The 19,885-nt window shown below is 38.6% G+C and carries 19 protein-coding genes and 2 tRNA genes; 4 read left to right on the forward strand and 17 right to left on the reverse strand.

Annotation, left to right across the window (positions count from 1 at the left end):
• Positions 1-157: 157 nt before the first annotated feature.
• The 9 genes from GG9_RS01095 to modA form a co-directional block, all read right to left on the reverse strand.
• Entirely contained in the window at positions 158-1,393 is a 1,236-nt protein-coding gene (locus GG9_RS01095; protein ID WP_005632574.1) for a fimbrial protein, read from the reverse strand.
• On the reverse strand, positions 1,386-2,018 hold the full coding sequence (locus GG9_RS0108950; RefSeq protein ID WP_237702625.1) for a fimbrial protein: 633 nt from the start codon (positions 2,016-2,018) through the stop codon (positions 1,386-1,388). The genes GG9_RS01095 and GG9_RS0108950 overlap by 8 nt, the downstream gene beginning before the upstream one ends.
• 13 nt (positions 2,019-2,031) lie before the next feature.
• Positions 2,032-2,652 carry a fimbrial protein gene (locus tag GG9_RS0108955; protein ID WP_237702626.1) on the reverse strand — a complete coding sequence of 207 codons (621 nt, stop codon included), beginning with the start codon at positions 2,650-2,652 and terminating at the stop codon, positions 2,032-2,034.
• Positions 2,653-2,667: 15 nt separating this feature from the next.
• Positions 2,668-5,250: a fimbria/pilus outer membrane usher protein gene (locus GG9_RS01090; RefSeq protein ID WP_005632577.1), complete on the reverse strand. Its 2,583-nt coding sequence runs from the start codon at positions 5,248-5,250 to the stop codon at positions 2,668-2,670.
• 234 nt (positions 5,251-5,484) lie between these two features.
• Positions 5,485-6,192, reverse strand: a complete 708-nt coding sequence (locus tag GG9_RS01085; protein WP_005632579.1) for a fimbria/pilus periplasmic chaperone — start codon at positions 6,190-6,192, stop codon at positions 5,485-5,487.
• Positions 6,193-6,270: 78 nt separating this feature from the next.
• Positions 6,271-6,876, reverse strand: a complete 606-nt coding sequence (locus GG9_RS01080) for a fimbrial protein (protein ID WP_237702627.1) — start codon at positions 6,874-6,876, stop codon at positions 6,271-6,273.
• Positions 6,877-7,128: 252 nt separating this feature from the next.
• Positions 7,129-8,184: a molybdenum ABC transporter ATP-binding protein ModC gene (modC, locus tag GG9_RS01075; protein WP_005632583.1), complete on the reverse strand. Its 1,056-nt coding sequence runs from the start codon at positions 8,182-8,184 to the stop codon at positions 7,129-7,131.
• Entirely contained in the window at positions 8,171-8,899 is a 729-nt protein-coding gene (gene modB / locus GG9_RS01070) for a molybdate ABC transporter permease subunit (RefSeq protein WP_005632585.1), read from the reverse strand. Before modB ends, modC begins: the two co-directional genes overlap by 14 nt.
• Positions 8,900-9,020: 121 nt before the next feature.
• The gene (gene modA / locus GG9_RS01065; protein WP_005632587.1) at positions 9,021-9,785 is read right to left on the reverse strand and encodes a molybdate ABC transporter substrate-binding protein; all 765 of its coding nucleotides are present in this window, start codon (positions 9,783-9,785) and stop codon (positions 9,021-9,023) included.
• 137 nt (positions 9,786-9,922) lie between these two features.
• On the opposite strand from modA, the gene GG9_RS01060 reads away from it, so the two are divergent.
• Positions 9,923-10,690, forward strand: coding sequence for a TOBE domain-containing protein (locus GG9_RS01060; RefSeq protein WP_005632589.1), 768 nt, complete (start codon positions 9,923-9,925; stop codon positions 10,688-10,690).
• 89 nt (positions 10,691-10,779) lie between these two features.
• On the opposite strand, the gene GG9_RS01055 is transcribed toward GG9_RS01060, so the two are convergent.
• The 7 genes from GG9_RS01055 to rsgA form a co-directional block, all read right to left on the reverse strand.
• The gene (locus GG9_RS01055) at positions 10,780-11,235 is read right to left on the reverse strand and encodes an NfeD family protein (protein WP_005632591.1); all 456 of its coding nucleotides are present in this window, start codon (positions 11,233-11,235) and stop codon (positions 10,780-10,782) included.
• An 83-nt stretch (positions 11,236-11,318) separates the two neighbouring features.
• The gene (locus tag GG9_RS01050; protein WP_005628412.1) at positions 11,319-12,236 is read right to left on the reverse strand and encodes an SPFH domain-containing protein; all 918 of its coding nucleotides are present in this window, start codon (positions 12,234-12,236) and stop codon (positions 11,319-11,321) included.
• A gap of 79 nt (positions 12,237-12,315) precedes the next feature.
• Positions 12,316-13,515: a mannose-6-phosphate isomerase, class I gene (gene manA, locus GG9_RS01045; RefSeq protein WP_005632594.1), complete on the reverse strand. Its 1,200-nt coding sequence runs from the start codon at positions 13,513-13,515 to the stop codon at positions 12,316-12,318.
• Positions 13,516-13,856: 341 nt separating this feature from the next.
• Positions 13,857-14,357: a PTS glucose transporter subunit IIA gene (gene crr / locus GG9_RS01040; protein WP_005632596.1), complete on the reverse strand. Its 501-nt coding sequence runs from the start codon at positions 14,355-14,357 to the stop codon at positions 13,857-13,859.
• 60 nt (positions 14,358-14,417) lie between these two features.
• Entirely contained in the window at positions 14,418-16,145 is a 1,728-nt protein-coding gene (ptsI, locus tag GG9_RS01035; protein WP_005632598.1) for a phosphoenolpyruvate-protein phosphotransferase PtsI, read from the reverse strand.
• A 79-nt stretch (positions 16,146-16,224) separates the two neighbouring features.
• On the reverse strand, positions 16,225-16,482 hold the full coding sequence (gene ptsH / locus GG9_RS01030) for a phosphocarrier protein Hpr (RefSeq protein WP_005628404.1): 258 nt from the start codon (positions 16,480-16,482) through the stop codon (positions 16,225-16,227).
• 163 nt (positions 16,483-16,645) lie between these two features.
• Complete coding sequence (gene rsgA / locus GG9_RS01025; RefSeq protein WP_005632600.1) at positions 16,646-17,686, reverse strand: small ribosomal subunit biogenesis GTPase RsgA; 1,041 nt, start codon at positions 17,684-17,686, stop codon at positions 16,646-16,648.
• 70 nt (positions 17,687-17,756) lie between these two features.
• Here rsgA and orn point away from each other — a divergent pair, with 70 nt between their 5' ends.
• The 3 genes from orn (at position 17,757) to GG9_RS0108965 (ending at position 18,574) form a co-directional block, all read left to right on the forward strand.
• Positions 17,757-18,305 (forward strand): oligoribonuclease, encoded by a 549-nt coding sequence (gene orn, locus GG9_RS01020; RefSeq protein ID WP_005632601.1) that lies wholly within the window; start codon positions 17,757-17,759, stop codon positions 18,303-18,305.
• A 93-nt stretch (positions 18,306-18,398) separates the two neighbouring features.
• A tRNA-Gly gene (locus GG9_RS0108960) sits at positions 18,399-18,474 on the forward strand.
• 24 nt (positions 18,475-18,498) lie between these two features.
• Positions 18,499-18,574, forward strand: a tRNA-Gly gene (locus GG9_RS0108965).
• Positions 18,575-18,704: 130 nt separating this feature from the next.
• Here the strand turns inward: GG9_RS0108965 and wecA are convergent.
• Entirely contained in the window at positions 18,705-19,772 is a 1,068-nt protein-coding gene (gene wecA, locus GG9_RS01015) for a UDP-N-acetylglucosamine--undecaprenyl-phosphate N-acetylglucosaminephosphotransferase (protein WP_005632602.1), read from the reverse strand.
• Positions 19,773-19,885: the final 113 nt, after the last annotated feature.

Here is a 19,885-nt window from a genome sequence, read left to right on the forward strand (position 1 = left end):
GGCTTACGCCTACCTTACAGACTTGTTTTAACTGGGTTATTGATATGACAACATATAATCCAGTGTAGGGTGGGCGTAAGCCCACGCTTTTAACCCAAATAATTATCCTTAGGCATATTTATTTTTTCGTGGGCTTACGCCCACCCTACGGGCTTGGTTATTGATATGACAAGGTATAAGTCGCGAGGCCTTCTAATCTTCCGCCTTCGATTCTTTGGGAAGCATTCAATTTAATTAACTCGGGAGTAAAACTAATAATGTACTCATTTCGTTGTGGAAACTCTTTGGTTAATTTAATTTGGTTTTGAGTGCCTTTTTTAGGGCTATCAGGCCCGAATTCGATGTAATTACCATTTTTTTGTTTCAGTTTTATGCCAACATTGGCAATTTTTGCTCTGTCATCGGTATAAACCATTTTGAGTGTGCTGCTAACGTTACCAGTATCATTATTATCGGTAAATACAATCCACGGCTCAATATAGGTAGCTGCACCGCAGTCTACACGAATATCTACAGGTTTTGTTGTAATAGGTGCGGTAATGTCTGAACTCTTTTTCGTGCCAAAATCCCGTTCGTGATTAGCTTGCCCATTAATCAGACAGGTTACCGCAGAAAGGCGGATGTTTACGTTATTGCCGTTAATTGTTGTCCCCGCATCTTCGGTAACTACTGGTTTCGGTCCTGCACGGCTGTATCCATCTAAAGAAAATGCCCCGAAGAACGCGTTTTGTAATTTGAGATCAATATCTCCGCTTGGAAATTGAAAATCATGTACTAAATGACTAAGATCTTTCGGTGTAATTTCCATTATCGGTGTTATGCGTAACTCTGTTGTAAATCCACAACCACTTCTAAATTCATTCTCATAATCATTTATATTATGCCAACCTTGAAGAAAATTGTTTTCCCCAACCCTTGCAGGCTGACCTGATAAGCTAGATCTAACTCTAAAAGTAAAGCCTAAATAAGGGAATTCTTTTAGCTGAAAAATAGTCGGAGATGTATTAGGAATCGTATTCCAAATAGAACGATCTAAATGTAATTCAGATAAAAAACAGGAATTATTTCTTGAGCTTGATTTTCCTGGGATCCGATAAGTTTCCATTGCAATTTCGTGTTTACCTAAAGCTTGGATCAGTTTAGTCATATCAATAGGTTTTGAAGCCGAAACAGGATTATCTCGTGGAAAAAGATAACGTTCTGTTGTTATTGGTTGTTTAGGATAATGTGTTACAGACTGCCCACCGGGAAAACGAATACACCCGTGATTTCCTCCTGTATTGCACTCATTATGCCACTCTCCTTGCTTATCCGCCTGCACCTCTTTAGGTATAGCATTGAGAATAATAAAAAGTGCGGTCAATTTTTGAAATGTTTTTACAAATTTATTCATAGAATACCTCAAAGGTCATTTCGCTGGCGACTTTGCCAGCTTTGTCTGCAGATCCAGCGGTTAGAGCATAGAATTTGGCTGTCAGGGTAATCTCAAAAGTGTCTCCATTTGCTTTTGCCCCAAGTTGAGTGCCAGTGTATACATTACCAGTGGAAGTATCTGTCGGTAAGGTTGATGATTGTATTATCTTAATCACTTTTCCTGCCTCACTGCCTTCTTTAGCAAAAATTTGGATGCCAACACTATTTTTATTGCCTGAATCTAGCGTATTTTTTAAATAGTATTGTATATTCGCAAAATTTCCATTAACTATCTGAACGGTTGCATCAGGCGAAACAAAATAGTATTTCAAGCGATTTGCGTGGTTCGTATTCGGCGTTTCGCCACAATTTCTTACAGAAAGAGTAAAGTCGGTTCCACCAACAGTTGTTCCTTCGCCTGTAAACTGATGGCTTCTTACCCGACCTAAATTGACGGTTTTTCCCGCGGTTTCGGTGGTAATATTACATAATCTAGCTGCAAGCACCTTGCCTGAAAAAGTCACTTTACCGTGATTTGCAGCATAGCCTTGTGGCAAGCCGAATAGCAAAAATAGCACGCCTGCCCATAAGCTCGTTTTTTTCATTTTAACTCCTTGCTTATTCATAAAAGGCAGCAAAAATCACTTCTGCCCGCACATCGCCTGCTTTATCATTTTTGCCATTTGTAATGGCATAAAAGCGTGCTTTTAAAGGCAATTTAAAAGCGTGCTTTTGCCCTGTTACAGCCTCTGCCCCGAGAGTATCCCCATTCGGGCTTGAAACAAGTGCTTCAGTAGGAAGTGGTAATGCATTGTATTTAATTTCAATAGGATTGCCTGTTTTGGTTAATAATTGCACCCCAACGCTATCTTTATTTGCCCCCGTTTCAAGATTTGGTAACACACCTTTGTCTAATAAACTAGGCTTGTTTGCGGTATTCATTAACACAAATTTCAGTTTATTGGTTTCATTGATTAAATCGCCGCATTCTTCCACCCAAAGATCGAAAGCTGTTTCGCCTGCGGTTTGGGTGGCTGTGCTAAGTTCATTGGCATACACTGTGCCGAGATCAACTTGTTTATTTTCATAGCCACTACGCACTTGGCAAGTACCGCCATTTTTAATCGTTACAGTAAATGTTACCCTACCATCAGATGCAGAGCTAAAAGGTGTCACAAATAACAAGCTGAATAAGCCTATCATTTGGCGGAATAAACGCTGCTTTTTCACTTTTTTCATTGGTTTATCCTCCATTTATTGACAGACTTTTTCATATTGTTGCATTTGGGTGGCATTGTCTAAATTCACGCTGTAATCAAAATGGCATTGGTTTTGCTCGCCATTTCCCCAGCTGACTTTGATTGTGCCTTTTGGCTGTTGTAAACCACCAGCAAACAGCACACCATTTTGCACCACATAACCGACAAATTGCCCTTGTTCGTCATAAGCTTCTGATGCCATTGGCAATAATTCGCCGTTCGTACGGGTTAAGTTAAACAGTACGAGGCGATTACGTTTAGTTTCAAAATCAATCACGTGAATACTATTTGCTCGCGGAATAATTTTTTTCTCCGTACCATCAAATTCAATATTTAGCGGTAAATTTTGCGGATCGATACCAATTTCATTAATGCGATAAGGCTGGGTGTAAGGCACAATGGCATTACCGAACCAATCCAACGTTTGCCCTTGTCCACTATTCACTTCTGCACCAGCTGCACCATCTGCATGCACCACCGCAAAACTGTCGCCAACAGATTCGCCAAAAGTTATTCCGTGGCGATGTGCAACCACGACACCAGATAAATTAGAACTCATTTGACGAGATCCACGATTATCTCTAGAAGCAGAAGCATCAAAGTCGAAATAAGAATTACGATAACTCATATTTGCTGACATATTGCGATATCCCTCTTGTCCTGAGTTGCCATATACGCCATAACTCCATTGACTATTTTTACCAAAACTTCCATTGATACCAATTTGGCTACTGCTATTACCTGCCGAATTACGTGCATAATTAGACGAAAGTGAATGGTTATGACCTAACGGCACACTCATACTCAAATAAATTTGGTTATCGCGCTGCCCACTTTGTCGATCAATCGTTTGTGAAAAGCCGATTTGATAACTTAGCCATTTAAAACGATTCGCATAAGAGAGTTGATATTGATGATAACTGCCTGATTTATTCCAATAATTACGTGTTGCGCCAACTAAATATAAACTTCCCCATTTATCAAAATCTTGAATAATGGATAGTTGATACTGATTTTTAGGGCGAGGCGATAACACAGAAAAAAAGCTTTTACCAATGAAATGATTCGCATTAATCACGTCACTTAAACTATAAAAATCACGAGAAGAATAACGATAGGCTGCTAGCGTAATATTGGTGCGAGTGCGGTTAAAATTAATACTGTAATTACCATGTAAACTATAACCTTTTCGCACGCTTGGCTGTGTGTTCATTGCACCATTTTCATCCACAAGACTGTGCGGCAAAAAGGTACTACGAGTCCAAGTACTATCTACAGAAAACGCACCAATCGGGGTATTCAATCCTAACCCTAACGCACCTGACAAATAATTTTTACTATAAGTCACACCTGTATTAATAGTAATATTATTATACAAACCATATTGCAACATACTTTGCGCGACATTATCAGGATAGATTTCTTCCCCGCTGCGATAACGCCCAGCAGCGACTTGATAGCGGAATTGTCCCATTCTAATTAGAGGGGCAACATTAGAAAACGGCACGATAAATGACCGCACTTTGCCGTCTGCCTCTTTGATTTCCACCGTGAGATCGCCGTTATAGCCACTAGAATAAAGATCATCGATCACAAAAGGCCCAGGCGTAACATTAGTTTGATAAATGATATTGCCATTTTGATAAATGCTCACTACGGCATTACTATTTGCAATACCCTGCACACGAGGCGCAAAGCCAAGTTGTGATGGCGAGAGCATTCGATCATCAGAGGAAATATCAATACCACGTAATGCAAACCCTTCGACCACTTGTCCAGATGTATAAAAATCGCCTAAAGTAACCAGCCCACGAATCGGTGCAAAATCTCTCTGTACATAGGTTTCGTAAGTTTGGTACGGCGTATTGTAGCTTTGCCCTTCACTTTGGCTCCAACTTTTTGAACCAGAATGACGAAATGCCCAATTACCTAAATTAACCCCTGTTCGCAAATTTAAAAACATTTGCGAAGATTGCGAACCTTGGTTTGCATAACGACTGTGGTTAATATTGTAATCAGCAAACGCTGCCACATCGCCTGTTTGCCAACGGCTTGGCGAAATGTAATCGCGAGGGCGATTGATGGTTAAGGCTTGTGCAATCGTAAATTCTAAACGCTGTTGCCCTGTGTTAAATACCGCTTTCCCATCAGGAATTGCGTCTTGAATAAACACACACTCTTTCTCACTTGGGGAGCGTTTAATAGCAGCTGATTCTAGATCCAACAAAGCTTCTAATTCAGGGGTAAAACAAAGCTGTGCAAAAGGCATATCTGCATTTTCATTATCACGAAAACGCAATGTCATTTCGCCTTTTTCTTTGCCGTTTACCCAAACAGCAGCTGGGTATTCTCCAGGTAATACGCTGTTTTTTTGTTGAAAACGTGCAACATCAATGTTAGAACCATTACCGCCCATATTCAAAAAGCCAGCACTAAATTCCACATCTTCATCTTCTACATTCAAGCTTTCTTTTGGTGTATTTGGCACGTTTTCCGCCTTTGCATACAAGGGAAAACAAGCCAATCCAATTAAAAAACCAATTAGACTTAAACGCGGATTAAAAGAAAATTCTCTCATAATATCTCGTTAATAATTATTGGATTACGCTCACGATAAAATGAATATAACCAACGATAACAATTTGAATTAAACGCGTGGGCTTACGCCCACGGTCAAATGAATATATTCATCGCATCACCCCAAAACCTCGTAGGGTGGGCGTAAGCCCACGGTAAAGTGAATATGACCAATCATAACCATTTGAGTTAAACGCGTGGGCTTAAGCCCACCCTACGTTAGCTCAGCGTACGGTTAATTGATGGTTGATTCGCCAGCTACATCGCCGCCATAATCGTTAATTAACGACCATTTTACTTTTTGTCCGTTATTTACACCTTTTACGTCAAATTCGCCTTGGCTAAAAGGGGCAACCATCACAGCTTCAGGGGCGGATTTACCACCAACTGTGGCTTGGGTAAAGGTTAAATAATAAGGTGTTGGGTTGTCTGCCCAAAGTTTGCCGCCTTTGGCAAGCCATTTGACTTTTTTGTAGGCTTCTGCTGGTGGATAAGGCAAATTGCTTGGACGGTAAAAGAGTTTTAAACGGCTACGCACCGAAAACTGCAAATAATTCGGGTTGTCTTTTAAATAGGCTTTACTTGGTTTAGGTGGAATATCCAATAAGTTAAAATAATAAAGCGATTCACGATCTTGTGGTAAAGCTTGTGTGCCAGTAAAGGTGATACGCAAGGTTTGCCCTTGATTCCCCTCCACACGCGTGACGGGTGGCGTAATAATAAATGGCACCTGTGCTTGGCTGCCTTGTTTGTCTTCAATCCAGCTTTGCACCAAAGCGGGGGAACTATCTTGATTATTCAATTGCACATTGAGACTGCTTTGATTCCCTGGGTAAATTAAACGCGTACCAAGAATAATCACACTAGCGTGAGCGGAAAAAGTGGCAAATAAACAGGATAAAATCGCAGAAATAAAAATAGACTTTTTAGAACAGGACAACATACATCACTCTCTTAGCATAAATAATGATACCGAAAAGCCCACCAAAAGGTGGGCAAGGGAATAAACGTAATATTTTGATTACTCGTATGCTAAGTCTAATTCAGCTTCGGCTTTTACTTTACCTGCTGTAGATTGACCTGTTGCGTAGTAACGGGCAAGGAAGTTTATCTCTGGCGTTGTAGAAAGATTAGTTACGCGTAATTTAGCATCTACATCATTTTGTCCAAGTTTTAATCCATTGCCGTTAGTATCAGCAAATTGAATATTAACAAATGAAGCTGGATCATTCTTCTCGATATTTTTTAATGTAAACTGATTAGCAGTATCTACATTTTCAGTATGGTTAAAGGTAACAGAGACTTTATTTTTAGTAGTTTGATTCTCTGTACCTGTATGTGGATCATGAACGCCATTTGTAGTGAGACAGTTTACTAAATGAATAGTAACTAATTGTTGAGCTGCCACGTCACCTTTTTGTTTTAAACTATTTGTACCTACTGTATCCAACTTAACATGTTTATCTCTATCATTCATAGAAATTTCACAAGTTTGAGTCACAACTTCACCATTAACGGTAATTTTTGCATGAGTTGCGGATTGGTTTTGTGTTTGTACCGCCGCTGCAAACGCACTATTAGCACCAAATACCCCTAATGCTAATAAAGCTAAGATTGTTTTTTTCATTTTAAACATCCTATATAAAAACTTTAGAATAAATTTCATCCTAGATCGGATGACCACGTTTAAACCCGATTTTTTAGAGTAAAAACTAACCCATTCTAAAAAAAAAAAAAATGCAAGCTGTATAAATATCAGGGTGATTTGATGAATTTCTTTATTTTTCTAGATATTAAGACAAAAAAAAACGCTTGTAATATACACTACAAGCGTTTTTTATATTATGTCATATTAGTGTTTTATTCAGTAAAGCGTTTACTACATCACCGACACCGCTTTAATTTGAACATAAATATCTTGCCCAACAACAAAACGCAGTTCATTTTGCGCCCATTTACTGATACTTGCCCAAATCTTATGCCCTTCCACTAATACAGCAAGATCCACTCGAGAATCTTGTATCTCAATTTGTGTAATTTTGCCACGTAAAATATTACGAATGCTTGTTTGTTCTGGCTTTTGCAGTGTAATAGAAACATCTGAACTATAAATACAAACTCGCACTCGCTCGCCTACATTAGCGAGTACTTGATGAATCCAAAGTGCTTGTTCGCCTAGCGAAAGTGCGGTCATTTTATAAGGTGGATTATGCAAATGAACGGGCAAAGCAAGTACACTACTCTGTTCACTTTCCCCTTTCCAAGGGGCAAAAATAGAACTATTCCAAATTTTTTCTACGCTGTCATAGGCTTTCACAATGCCGTTTTCCATCAGCACAACGCGATCAGCTAAACGCAACAATTCGTCCAAGCTATGTGTAACATATAAAATCGGGATATTAATTTCTTTAGAAAGACGTTCCAAATATTGCATTAGCTCGCGTTTGCGGGGAACATCAAGGGCAGAAAGTGGTTCGTCCATCAGTAAAATGTCGGGCTCAGCCAATAATGCTCGACCAATTGCTACACGCTGCTTTTCACCACCAGAAAGCGTGAGCGGATAACGCTTTAATAAGTGAGTAATGCCGAGAAGATCGACAATATAATTAAAATCATCTTGCGAGACATTTTTCATGCCATAGCGCAAATTACCTTTCACGGTGTAGTGAGGAAATAAACGCGCATCTTGGAATACATAGCCAATTTTACGCAAGTGAGTCGGCAATGATTCTTGGCTTTCCATATCCACTAAAGTGCGGTCATTTAAACGGATGAATCCTTCGTCTGGTTGTATCAAACCACTGACGAGATTAATCAACGATGTTTTGCCTGAGCCAGACAAACCGAAAATAGCTGTCACACCTTGATCTGGCACTTGTATATTCGCTTGCAAGGCAAGTTGCCCGAGCTGTTTTTTCACATTAATCTGCAACATTTCCTTGTCCTAATTTTTTCTGCATTCGCTTGCTCAACCACTCTGACAATAGCAAAGAAATCAATGAAAGAATGATAGCAAATAAACATAAGCGAGCAGTTTGTTCTTCTGCGCTAGGTGTTTGAATAAAAGAATACATCGCAAGGGGAATGGTTTGAGTTTCGCCTGCAATGTTCGATACAAAGGTTATAGTCGCACCAAATTCTCCTAATGATCGCGCGAAACCAAGAACAAGCCCAGCTAAAACCCCAGGTAAAGAAAGTGGCAAGGTTATTGTAAAAAATACACGCCAAGCAGAAGCGCCCAATGTTTGTGCTGCTTGCTCCAATTTAATATCAATATTTTCTAAAGAAAGTCGAATCGCACGAACAACCAATGGAAAGGCAACCACTGCGGAGGAAAGCACCGCACCTTTCCAACTAAAACCAAAAGATAAGCCAAACCACTGATATAAATACTTGCCAATGAAACCATTGCGCCCCATTGCCACAAGCAATAGATAACCGATAACCACAGGAGGCAACACTAAAGGCAAATGAATTACGCCAGTAATCAGGGATTTGCCATAGAAGTTTTTGCGCGCTAAGAGCCACGCGACAAAAATGGCTAACGGCAAACTCCAAAGCATGGAACTAATAGCGACACTCAAACTTAAATTAATCGCTGAGATTTCCATTGGCGTCAAATTGAAAAATGAAAAAATTTGGGTAAGCAAAATGAATAGCCTCTGTTTAAATGTCTGATTGATGGGAAAAATCCCACATTTACGAGAGATATAATAACGCTAATAACAAAGGGCAGAAATATCTGCCCTTAATAAATGTTAAAATGCCACCTTATTTTGCAGAGAAACCATACCCTACAAGCACTTTCTTCGCTGCATCTGATTCTAAATATTTCAAGAAATCGCGAGAATCCGCATTATCATGACCTTTCACAATAGAAACAGGATAAACAACTGGTTTATGACTATCCGCTGGGAAAACCGCAACCGTTTTAACTTGTTGGCTAACTTTTGCATCAGTGCTGTACACAATACCGTAAGGTGCTTCTGCACGTTCAACTAAAGCTAATGCGCCACGCACATCTTTAGCACGCGCTAAACGATCTTGCACTTTATCCCATAAATTTAATTTGGTTAATGCTTCTTCTGCATATTGACCTGCTGGTACGTGCGCAGGATCGCCAACAGATAAATAGCTATCTTTTAATGCATTAATCCATTCGCCTTTTGCAATATCCACAGAATTTACCGCACTTTTTGCTGGTGCGATTAAGACTAAATCATTGCCCACTAAAACTTTTTCGGTTTCTTTCACCGTTAAATCTTTTTCAGAAAGATATTTCATCCATTTATTGCTTGCAGAGACAAAAATATCTGCTGGCGCGCCTTCTTCAATTTGTTTTGCTAAAGTTGAAGAAGACGCGAAAGAAAACACTACTTCATTTTTCGGATTTTGTTTTGCGTAATCTTTTGCTACTTGTTGTAAAGCATCTGTCATTGAAGCAGCTGCAAATACAGTCACTTTAGCGGATGCCGCAAAGGAAAATCCTAATCCTGCTATTAAAAGTGCGGTTGAAATTTTAGTTAATTTTTTCATAAATCATCTCCTATGATTGAACGTTATCTACTTAATTATATATTGAAATAAATAACAATCATATAGCAAAAGAAAAATTATTTAGTAAAATATATAACGCTTAGGCTTACCACTTAGGATTACTTAGGGACAGCAAAATGAAAAACACCGAAATTTTACTCACCATTAAACTTCAACAAGCACTTTTTATCGATCCAAAACGCGTGCGTTTACTAAAAGAAATTCAACAATGCGGTTCGATTAATCAAGCAGCGAAAAATGCAAAAGTGAGCTATAAAAGTGCGTGGGATCATTTAGAAGCGATGAATAAAATCAGCCCTCGCCCATTGCTTGAACGAAATACAGGTGGAAAAAATGGCGGAGGCACGGCGCTTACCACTTATGCCGAGCGCTTGCTACAACTTTATGATTTATTAGAACGTACGCAAGAACACGCTTTTCATATTCTACAAGATGAATCCGTACCGTTAGATAGTTTACTCACGGCAACTGCACGTTTTTCTTTACAAAGTAGCGCACGCAATCAATTTTTTGGACGAGTGGCACAACAGAGAATTATTGACGCCCGTTGTGTTGTGGATGTGAATGTGCAAGGATTACCAACGCCGTTGCAAGTTTCTATTACCACAAAAAGCTCGGCTCATTTGAAACTGATTACAGAAAAAGAAGTGATGCTGATGTTCAAAGCACCTTGGGTGAAAATTAGTGAAAAACCACTGGAGAATCAATCTAATCAGTTCCCTGTAAATATCAAATCACTCAATGAAGAAGAAGCCATCCTTCAATTTGCTGAAAGCGACATTGAATTTTGTGCCACAGTCCACCAGCCGCATCAATGGCAAATCGGACAACAAGTTTGGATTCATATTGATCAAGAGCAAATTATTTTAGCGACGCTGGGCTAATCCCAAAGTGCGGTAAATTCTGAAGGAAGATTTATCCTATAAAAAAACAGGCTTAATGCCTGTTTTTTCTTATTGAATAAAACCCAAAACTAATTAGAAAGATTTTTTACAATCAGCGTAATGCCATCCACACGTTCAACTTCAATCAATGCGCCAACCGTGAGATTATCTCCTTGAATACGCCAAGTTGTATCACCAAAAGCACCTCGACCAATTCCATTTGCGCCAAGATCTTGAACAATGCCTTGTTTACCAAGTAAGGCATGATCACGTTGATTTAATGTTGAATGAGATTGATCATGGCGATCTTTACCATGTTGATATTTCCACCAAATCACAGAAAGTATGCAAGCTAATAGCGCGTAAAAAATAGCAAGTGAGGCAAGAGAAAGGCTTGGAAAAAGAAATTGTACAAATGCCGTCACTAAAGCCGCTAATCCCCACCATAGCAAAAATATCCCTGGTGTAAGCACTTCACCAATAAGCAAAATAAAGCCTAAAATCAGCCAATGCCAAAGCGTCCAATTTATTAACCAATCCGCCATAGACTCTCCTATTTGTTGTAAGGGCTTTTTATTACAAAAGTGCGGTGATAAACGATTAAAAAAATCACCGCACTTTATCTAAATTAAGATTTTTTATCGCCCTTTAATAATTCTGCAATACCAGCAACAGAACCAATTAAATTGCCCGCTTCTAATGGCATAAGCACGACTTTACTGTTTCCTGAACTACCGATTTCTTTCAATGCTTCCGTGTATTTTTGAGCGATAAAGTAGTTAATTGCTTTGGTATCACCGCTGGTAATTGCTTCTGATACCATCTGCGTTGCTTTTGCTTCAGCTTCCGCGGCACGTTCTCGAGCTTCAGCTTGTAAAAAGGCTTCTTGTCGCTCCCCTTCCGCTTTTAAAATTCTAGCTTGTTTTTCACCTTCAGCACGGAGAATCTGAGCTTGGCGAATCCCTTCTGCCTCTAATACTTCAGCACGTTTATTTCGTTCCGCTTTCATTTGAGCATTCATTGAATCAATCAGTTCACGAGGCGGACGAACATCACGAATTTCAATACGCGTTACTTTAATCCCCCATGGATTTGTCGCTTCATCCACAATAGCCAATAATCGACTATTAATAGAATCACGTTGGGAAAGCATTTCATCAAGCTCCATCGAGCCAAGCACGGTTCGAATATTTGTCATGGTTAAATTGATGATAGCTTGTTCCAAATGGTTTACTTCATAAGCCGCACTTCGAGCATCAATCACTTGCACAAAACAAACCGCATCAATAGAAACATTGGCGTTATCTTTAGAAATCACTTCTTGTGAAGGAATGTCTAAAACTTGTTCCATCATATTAATTTTACGGCCAATACGATCAACAAAAGGCACCACTAAATTTAGCCCAGGCATTAATGTTCTTGTGTAACGACCGAAACGTTCGATTGTCCAGTTATAACCTTGTGGTACGGTTTTCACTGTAGAAAACAAAATTAATGCGACTAATATCACAAAAATTAATGTAGAAATCGCGAATCCATCAAGCATATTTTTCTCCTTTATTGGATAGATTGAATAAAAAGTCTATCAAATCCACCCGCACTTTTATAGCCTATTTTATATAAAATTAAGGCAATTTTGCTACCACTGCATAGCCTTCAATTAAGCCTTCCACTTCATAAGCCGCACCTGCAGTAATAAAAGCTGCCTCACCTTGTTTCAAAGAAAGTGCGGTCGTTTCTGAGCGTAAATTTAACCGGCCCTTCATCACCAATAAAATACTCGCACTTTGTGCTTTTAAATGATGAGTTTCGCCACATTCATATTGAATATTTTGCAAAGCGAAATCTTGCGCAGGCGTAGCATAAGTAAATATACGCGCGTCTTGAGGTGCTGACGGGATAATTTTAGGCTCTACTTCACGACAATCTACAATTTTAAGCAATTCTGGAATATCCACATATTTAGGCGTTAAACCACCGCGAATCACATTATCTGAACAAGCCATCAGTTCGATATTTTGCCCACGTAAATAAGCGTGCGGAATGCCAGCATCTTGGTAAATTCCCTCACCTTTTTTGAGATGAACAATATTAAACAAATAGAAGCAGATTAAACCAGCATCTAATTTATCTAAAGAAATATTCATTGCATCAATGGTGTAAAGCACCCAATAATCTGGATTAGCTAAATCAAGACTATTAGCCTCATAAGCTGCTTGATTCTCTAACAGAATTGGGTAAAGCCATTGATGTAGCTGAGCTTGTTCTGCTTGCATAATATCGGCATAAAAAGCATGTAAATCTTGTTCATGCAATTTTTTTACAAGCCGGACTAAAGATGAGCGTACCTCTAAAGTTTCGATAATATCCGATTTATTTTTAAAACCATGCAACAACCAGAAATCAGATAAAGCAATCATCATTTCAGGTTTATGATTGTTATCTTTATAAGTCCGTGTTGATGCTTTTAAATCAATGCCTTTCGCATTTTCTTCCGCAAAACCTATTTCAGCTTGCGTTTTTGTTGGATGAAGTTGAATAGAAAGGGGTTGGGCAACATCAAGAATTTTTAATAAATACGGTAATTCATCACCAAAACTTGCTCGGCTTTGTGCGCCAAGTGCGGTAGGATTTTTCTGTAAAAATTCAGTAAGTAATACATTTTTACCATCGACTTCAATGGTTGAAGACGCAGAATTATGGGCGCCCAACCACCATTCAGCATAATATTGATTTTCTTCTGCAGGAATATTCAGTAATTGAGGAATATATTGATGCCCTCCCCATACGTAATTTTGGAGTGAGCCAGTAAGTTTATAGATCATTGTTTATTTCCATTTTAACTAACGTAATTTTTTACTGTGTAACCGTGGGTAGGTATACCCACGGTTAATTATAGTTGTTCCTCTTTGAGGAACCTTACACTACCCCAACGGGGTAGCACTTAAATTAGCCTAGGGTATACTTACCCTAAGATTTTCTTCTGCTGAAATTTATTTTTTACCGTGGGTAAGTATACCCACGGTTAGTTATAGTTGTTCCTCTTTGAGGAACCTTACACTACCCCAACGGGGTAGCACTTAAATTAGCCTAGGGTATACTTACCCTAGGTAACTATAATAAATAAAAAATCCGCACAAAGGCGGACTTTTTTATCGTAAACAAATTATTTTTTTAAGGCTAATACCACTGACTCTCCAGCAACCACTTCACCTGATTTTTTCACTATGCAAGAAATTTCATCCATATTTGAAATCACGATTGGTGTTAATACAGATTTTGCTTTTGATTCTAATAAAGGAAGATCAAATTCAATCACGGTATCACCACGCTTAACAGATTGGCCTTCTTGCGCAATACGAGTAAAGCCTTCACCTTTCAGCTCAACGGTATCAATACCAAAGTGTACAAATAATTCTACACCTTCTTTTGATTCCATTGAGAAAGCATGGTTGGTTTCAAAAATTTTACCAATCACACCATCCACTGGCGCAACGATTTTGTTACCGGTAGGACGAATAGCAACACCATCACCCACGATTTTTTCAGAAAAAACCACATCTGGAACATCTTCAATATTAACAATCTCACCAGAGATAGGTGCATAAATTTCAACTTCCACAGATTTGTTTTCTTTTGAACCGAATAACTTGTCAAATAAGCCCATTTTAATCTCCTATCAATTCATAGATGGCTGTTATTTTAACGTAAAATCAAATACTTTTGTTTAATTTAATGCATTTTCCGCCAAAAATTCTTCGATTAACTGCTCAATTTCCGAAGCGGTCGGTTTTTGTAATGCGGCATTAGCAAGTGCTTTTGCATCTTGGAAATTCACATTACGGATTAATTTTTTAATTCGAGGTACAGAAATAGCACTCATACTAAATTCATCTAATCCCATACCAAGTAACAATAAGGTTGCACGTTCATCACCGGCTAATTCACCGCACATTCCCGTCCATTTACCCTCTGCGTGAGAAGCATCAATTACTTGTTTTATTAAACCAAGCACAGATGGCTGCATAGGATTGTAGAGATGCGAAATTAACTCATTACCTCGATCCACCGCCAAAGTATATTGGGTTAAATCGTTAGTACCGATACTGAAGAAATCCACTTCTTTTGCTAAGAATTTTGCATTTACGGCAGCAGACGGCGTTTCAACCATGACACCCACTTGGATATGCTCATCGAAAGCTTTGCCTTCTGCACGTAATTCCGCTTTTAATGTTTCAATAACCGCTTTTAATTCTCGAATTTCTTCTACAGAAATAATCATCGGGAACATCACCGCCAATTTACCAAACGCTGAAGCACGCAACACCGCGCGTAATTGTGCATTTAAAATTTCACGGCGATCTAACGCAATGCGAATCGCACGCCATCCCAAGAATGGATTCATTTCTTTTGGTAAATCTAAATATGGAAGCTCTTTATCGCCACCAATATCCATAGTACGAAGCACGGTTAAACGCCCGTTCATTGCTTCTACCACTTCTTTATAGGCAATGAATTGTTCTTCTTCTGTCGGAAGCTGTTCACGATCCATAAATAAGAATTCAGTTCGGTACAAACCAATACCTTCCGCACCATTGCGATCAGCCCCTTCACAATCACGGATTGTCCCGATATTCGCGACCACATCAACTTTATGTCCATCCAAGGTGATTGCGGGGAGATCTTTTAATTTAGCTAACTCTGCTTTTTCCTCAGAAATTTTAGCTTCAAGTGTTTTTAATTCATCAATCTGAGATTGTGTTGGATTGATATAAACTTGATTATTTATCGCATCTAAAATTAAGTAATCACCTGTATTGACTAATTCGGTCACATTATTTGAGCCTACAATCGCTGGTAATTCTAAAGAACGCGCCATAATAGAAGTATGAGACGTTCTACCACCAATATCAGTGACAACCCCTAATACTTTTTCAAGATTAAGTTGAGCAGTTTCTGATGGAGTCAAATCATAAGCAACAAGAATTGATTCTTCTTGAATATCGCCAAGATCTACTATGTACATGCCCAAAATATTTTTAACTAAACGGTTAGCAATATCCCGAATATCGCCTGCACGTTCTTTCAAATATTCATCATCAATTTCAGATAACATTGTCACTTGTTGATCTAAAATTTTACTCGCCGCAACGCCTGCATTCACTTTATTTGAACGAAGATAATCAAGAATTTCTTCTTCTAATTCTTCATCCTCAAGAATCATCAAGTGGCCTTCAAAGATCGCGGCTTTTTCCTCGCCTAAAGAAATTAATGCGCGCTCTCTGATTGAATTAAGTTGTTCCACCGCCAATGCACGACCTTCATAAAATCGAGCGACTTCTGCGTCAATTTGATCATCAGTAATTTTTTGTGTATCAAGAACAATCTTTTCTTCTTTAAGAACAAGTGCCTTACCAAAGGCAATACCTGGGGATGCGAGAATGCCAGAAATCATAGATACCTTCCGAAATAATTAAAAAAGAGATAGATAAACAATAGCCATAAAATTTCTCAATTTTATGGCTAAGTAAGAATTATTCTAAAGTTGGAATCAAAGCGACTAAATGCTCAACAGCCTGTTGCTCATCTTCGCCTTCAGCAGAAATGGTGATTACCGTACCCTGTGTTAAACCTAGCGTTTGTAGCTTAAACAAACTTTTTGCACTTGCGCTCTTACCAGCAGATGTTACTGTGATATCGGAAGAAAATGCTTTGGCTTCTTTCACAAATTGTGCTGCAGGACGAGTGTGTAAACCGTTTGGCGCGGTGATTTCAACATCTTTTGAGTACATAATGCTACCTCTCTACTAAATAATAGTTAAAAAAATACAAAGATAAAATTCGCCTCAGTATCCTTGTTCAAAAGCAAATAATCAAGAATAAACACTAAAAAAATTGAATTAGATCATAAAAAAACGCAGGATTTGTTTATTTATCATCCAGCTTGCGCAATCGTTAAACTGCTGAAAAATGACGCTGTGATTTTGTTTCACTTAAACTTTCAATTAATCGGTGATAATTATCATAACGCACTGGCGAAATTTTCCCTTGCTCGACTGCTTCACGCAATGCACACCCAGGATCGCTCAAATGTTTACAATCACGGAATTTACAGGTGCCCAAAACATATTGAAACTCTCGATACCCTTTTGTGATTTGCTCGGCATCTAAATGCCAAAGCCCAAATTCTCTAATTCCTGGTGAATCAATTAAATTACCGCCTTGTGGCAAATGGTAAAGACGCGATGATGTCGTCGTATGCTGCCCTAGCCCTGATGTTTCGCTCACATCCCCTACTTGAGCGTTTACGGTAGGCAAAATATGATTAATTAAACTCGATTTACCAACACCAGATTGCCCAACAAAAATCGCCGTGCCTTGTGCCAAAAGTGCGGTCAATTTTTCCATATTTTCACCGCTCTTTGCTGAAATCATTAAAATTTCATAGCCAATATCTTGGTAAATTTTAAGTTGTTCTTCAATTTCTTGACGCTGTTCCTGCGTCAATAAATCCACTTTATTCAAAACAATGAGAGGCGTAATTCCCGCGATTTCACACACAACAAGATAACGATCGATAATATTTAAGGAAAGCGTTGGCAACACCGCTGATACAATAATAATACGATCAATATTCGCCACAATGGGTTTCAAACCATCATAATAGTCAGGGCGGGAAATTTCATTTTCTCGAGGGTGAATCGCTTCAATCACGCCACTCACACCTTGTAATTGTTCATTGCCTTTACGCCAAACGACTTTATCTCCCACCACCAAACTCGACAAGGTACGACGCAAATTACAACGATAAATTTCGCCTTGTTCATTTTCGACATCAGCATGAATCGAATAACGCGTGACCACAACCCCTTCTTGTGATTCGCCAAGCATTTCATCTGACCATTCAATCTCTTTCTTCTTATGGCGATGTAATGTTTTCGCATTATTCGATTGAATTCTTCTGGTTTGGTTCTGAGTTAATTTACGTTTAGCCATAAAAGTGCGGTCGTTTTTTCCCTTGTTTTTGGTAAAATGAAAAAAATTTTTGCATAGGATACCTGATATTATGCCATTCGATAAACAAAATCTTATTTGGATTGATTTAGAAATGACCGGTTTAGATCCGGAAAAAGAACGTATTATTGAAATTGCCACTATCGTAACAGATAAAAATTTAAATATTTTGGCAGAGGGCCCAGTATTAGCCGTTCATCAGTCAGATGAATTACTCAATAAAATGAATGATTGGTGCCAAAAAACACATAGTGAAAACGGCTTAATTGAACGCGTAAAAGGCAGCAAACTTACCGAACGTGCAGCAGAATTACAAACCTTAGACTTTTTAAAAAAATGGGTTCCCAAAGGTGCATCGCCAATTTGCGGTAACAGCATTGCCCAAGATAAACGCTTCTTAGTGAAATATATGCCTGATTTAGCCGATTATTTTCATTATCGTCATTTAGACGTAAGTACGTTAAAAGAACTTGCTGCACGTTGGAAACCTGAAATTTTAGAAGGATTTAAAAAAGATAATACGCATTTGGCGCTAGATGACATTCGAGAATCGATTAAAGAGCTGGCTTATTATCGCGAACATTTTATGAAACTAGATTGACGAAAACTTCAACAAAAAATTTCTTTTTATGAAATTGCCCTTGCAAGCCCTAAAAATATTTGTATAATGCGACCTCATTCACTGATGTGAACTGCGGGAATAGCTCAGTTGGTAGAGCACAACCTTGCCAAGGTTGGGGTCGCGAGTTCGAGCCTCGTTTCCCGCTCCAATTTCACATTATAGAAGCATTATTGCGGGAATAGCTCAGTTGGTAGAGCACGACCTTGCCAAGGTCGGGGTCGCGAGTTCGAGCCTCGTTTCCCGCTCCAAATTTCAATCCCTAGCCAAAAGGCTGGGGATTTTTTCTATCTGTAAGAATAGATCGTCAAAATGTTAAAAAGTGCGGTGAATTTTCTCAAAAATAAAGGCTTGTGATTTAATAACACAAGCCTTTATTTTTTATGCTTTCTTCAATCGTTTTGCGCGACGTTTCATTCTTCTTACCCAACGAGTTATTCGCCATGCACGCGTAATTGAATAGACATAAAGGAAAAATAAAATGAAAAAGCCGACAAACATCGCCCACTCATTCACATAATAAATTTCCCCTAAAATACCGATAGTTGCACAAACTGCCGAAACAAACGTAATCAATAAAAAGGCTTGTCTTGATGTTAAACCAGCTCTCACCATTAAATGATGAACGTGTAAACGATCTGGACGAAATGGGCTTTTACCTTTACGTACACGGCGATAAATAATTGCAACCATATCAATCAAAGGAATCGCAATAATCCAAAGTGCGGTTACTGGATTCATCGGATGCCCTTTTCCTTGCGTACTCAATAACAAAATCCAAATAATGGTAAAGCCAATTAATGTACTCCCCGCATCGCCCATAAACACCTTATATTTAGCCCCAAATGGAATCCCTAGATTTAGCATCAAATAAGGTAAAATCGATACGATTAAAGCAAAACTCCAGTGCGCCATATCCATTTGTCCATCTCGATACATTAAAATACCAATCGCCACAAAAGAAACACAAGAAAGCCCACCGAGCAATCCATCAATACCATCAATCATATTAAAGGCATTAATAATCGCAATAGTAGCAAATACAGTGATAATCAGCCCAATAGACCCCAGCGTTAATTGAAAAGGCCCTAAAATTTGACCAAGATGATCAAGATACACATTCCCAAGATCGATCATTAAAATCGCCAATATTGCTTGAATGCCTGCTCTTAAAAAAGGGCTAATATCAAAGCGATCATCTAAAATCCCAATCGCCAATAAAACAAAAATACTGAACAAATAGAGATACGGTAATCGAAGTTGATCCCATACCATCAGGTAATAGCAAAGATTACCAACAAAAAGCGACACGCCACCAATTAACGGAATTGCACCTTGATGACGTTTACGATAGTTTGGCTTATCAACTAATCCAATCCAATTGGCAACGGGTCGCATCACAATCAATGTTAAAAACGCGCCAAAAAAAGTAACAAAAATACTCAACATAATGTGATCCTAAAAAATTTTTGCAAAGGATAACATAAGGCAAATTTACCTAAAAATATATTTTTCAAGAACCACTATTTTTCACTTCAACACCCGTATTTTTATAAAAAAAT

The sequence above is a fragment of the Haemophilus haemolyticus M19501 genome, from assembly GCF_000222025.1.
Lineage (GTDB): Bacteria > Pseudomonadota > Gammaproteobacteria > Enterobacterales > Pasteurellaceae > Haemophilus > Haemophilus haemolyticus_G.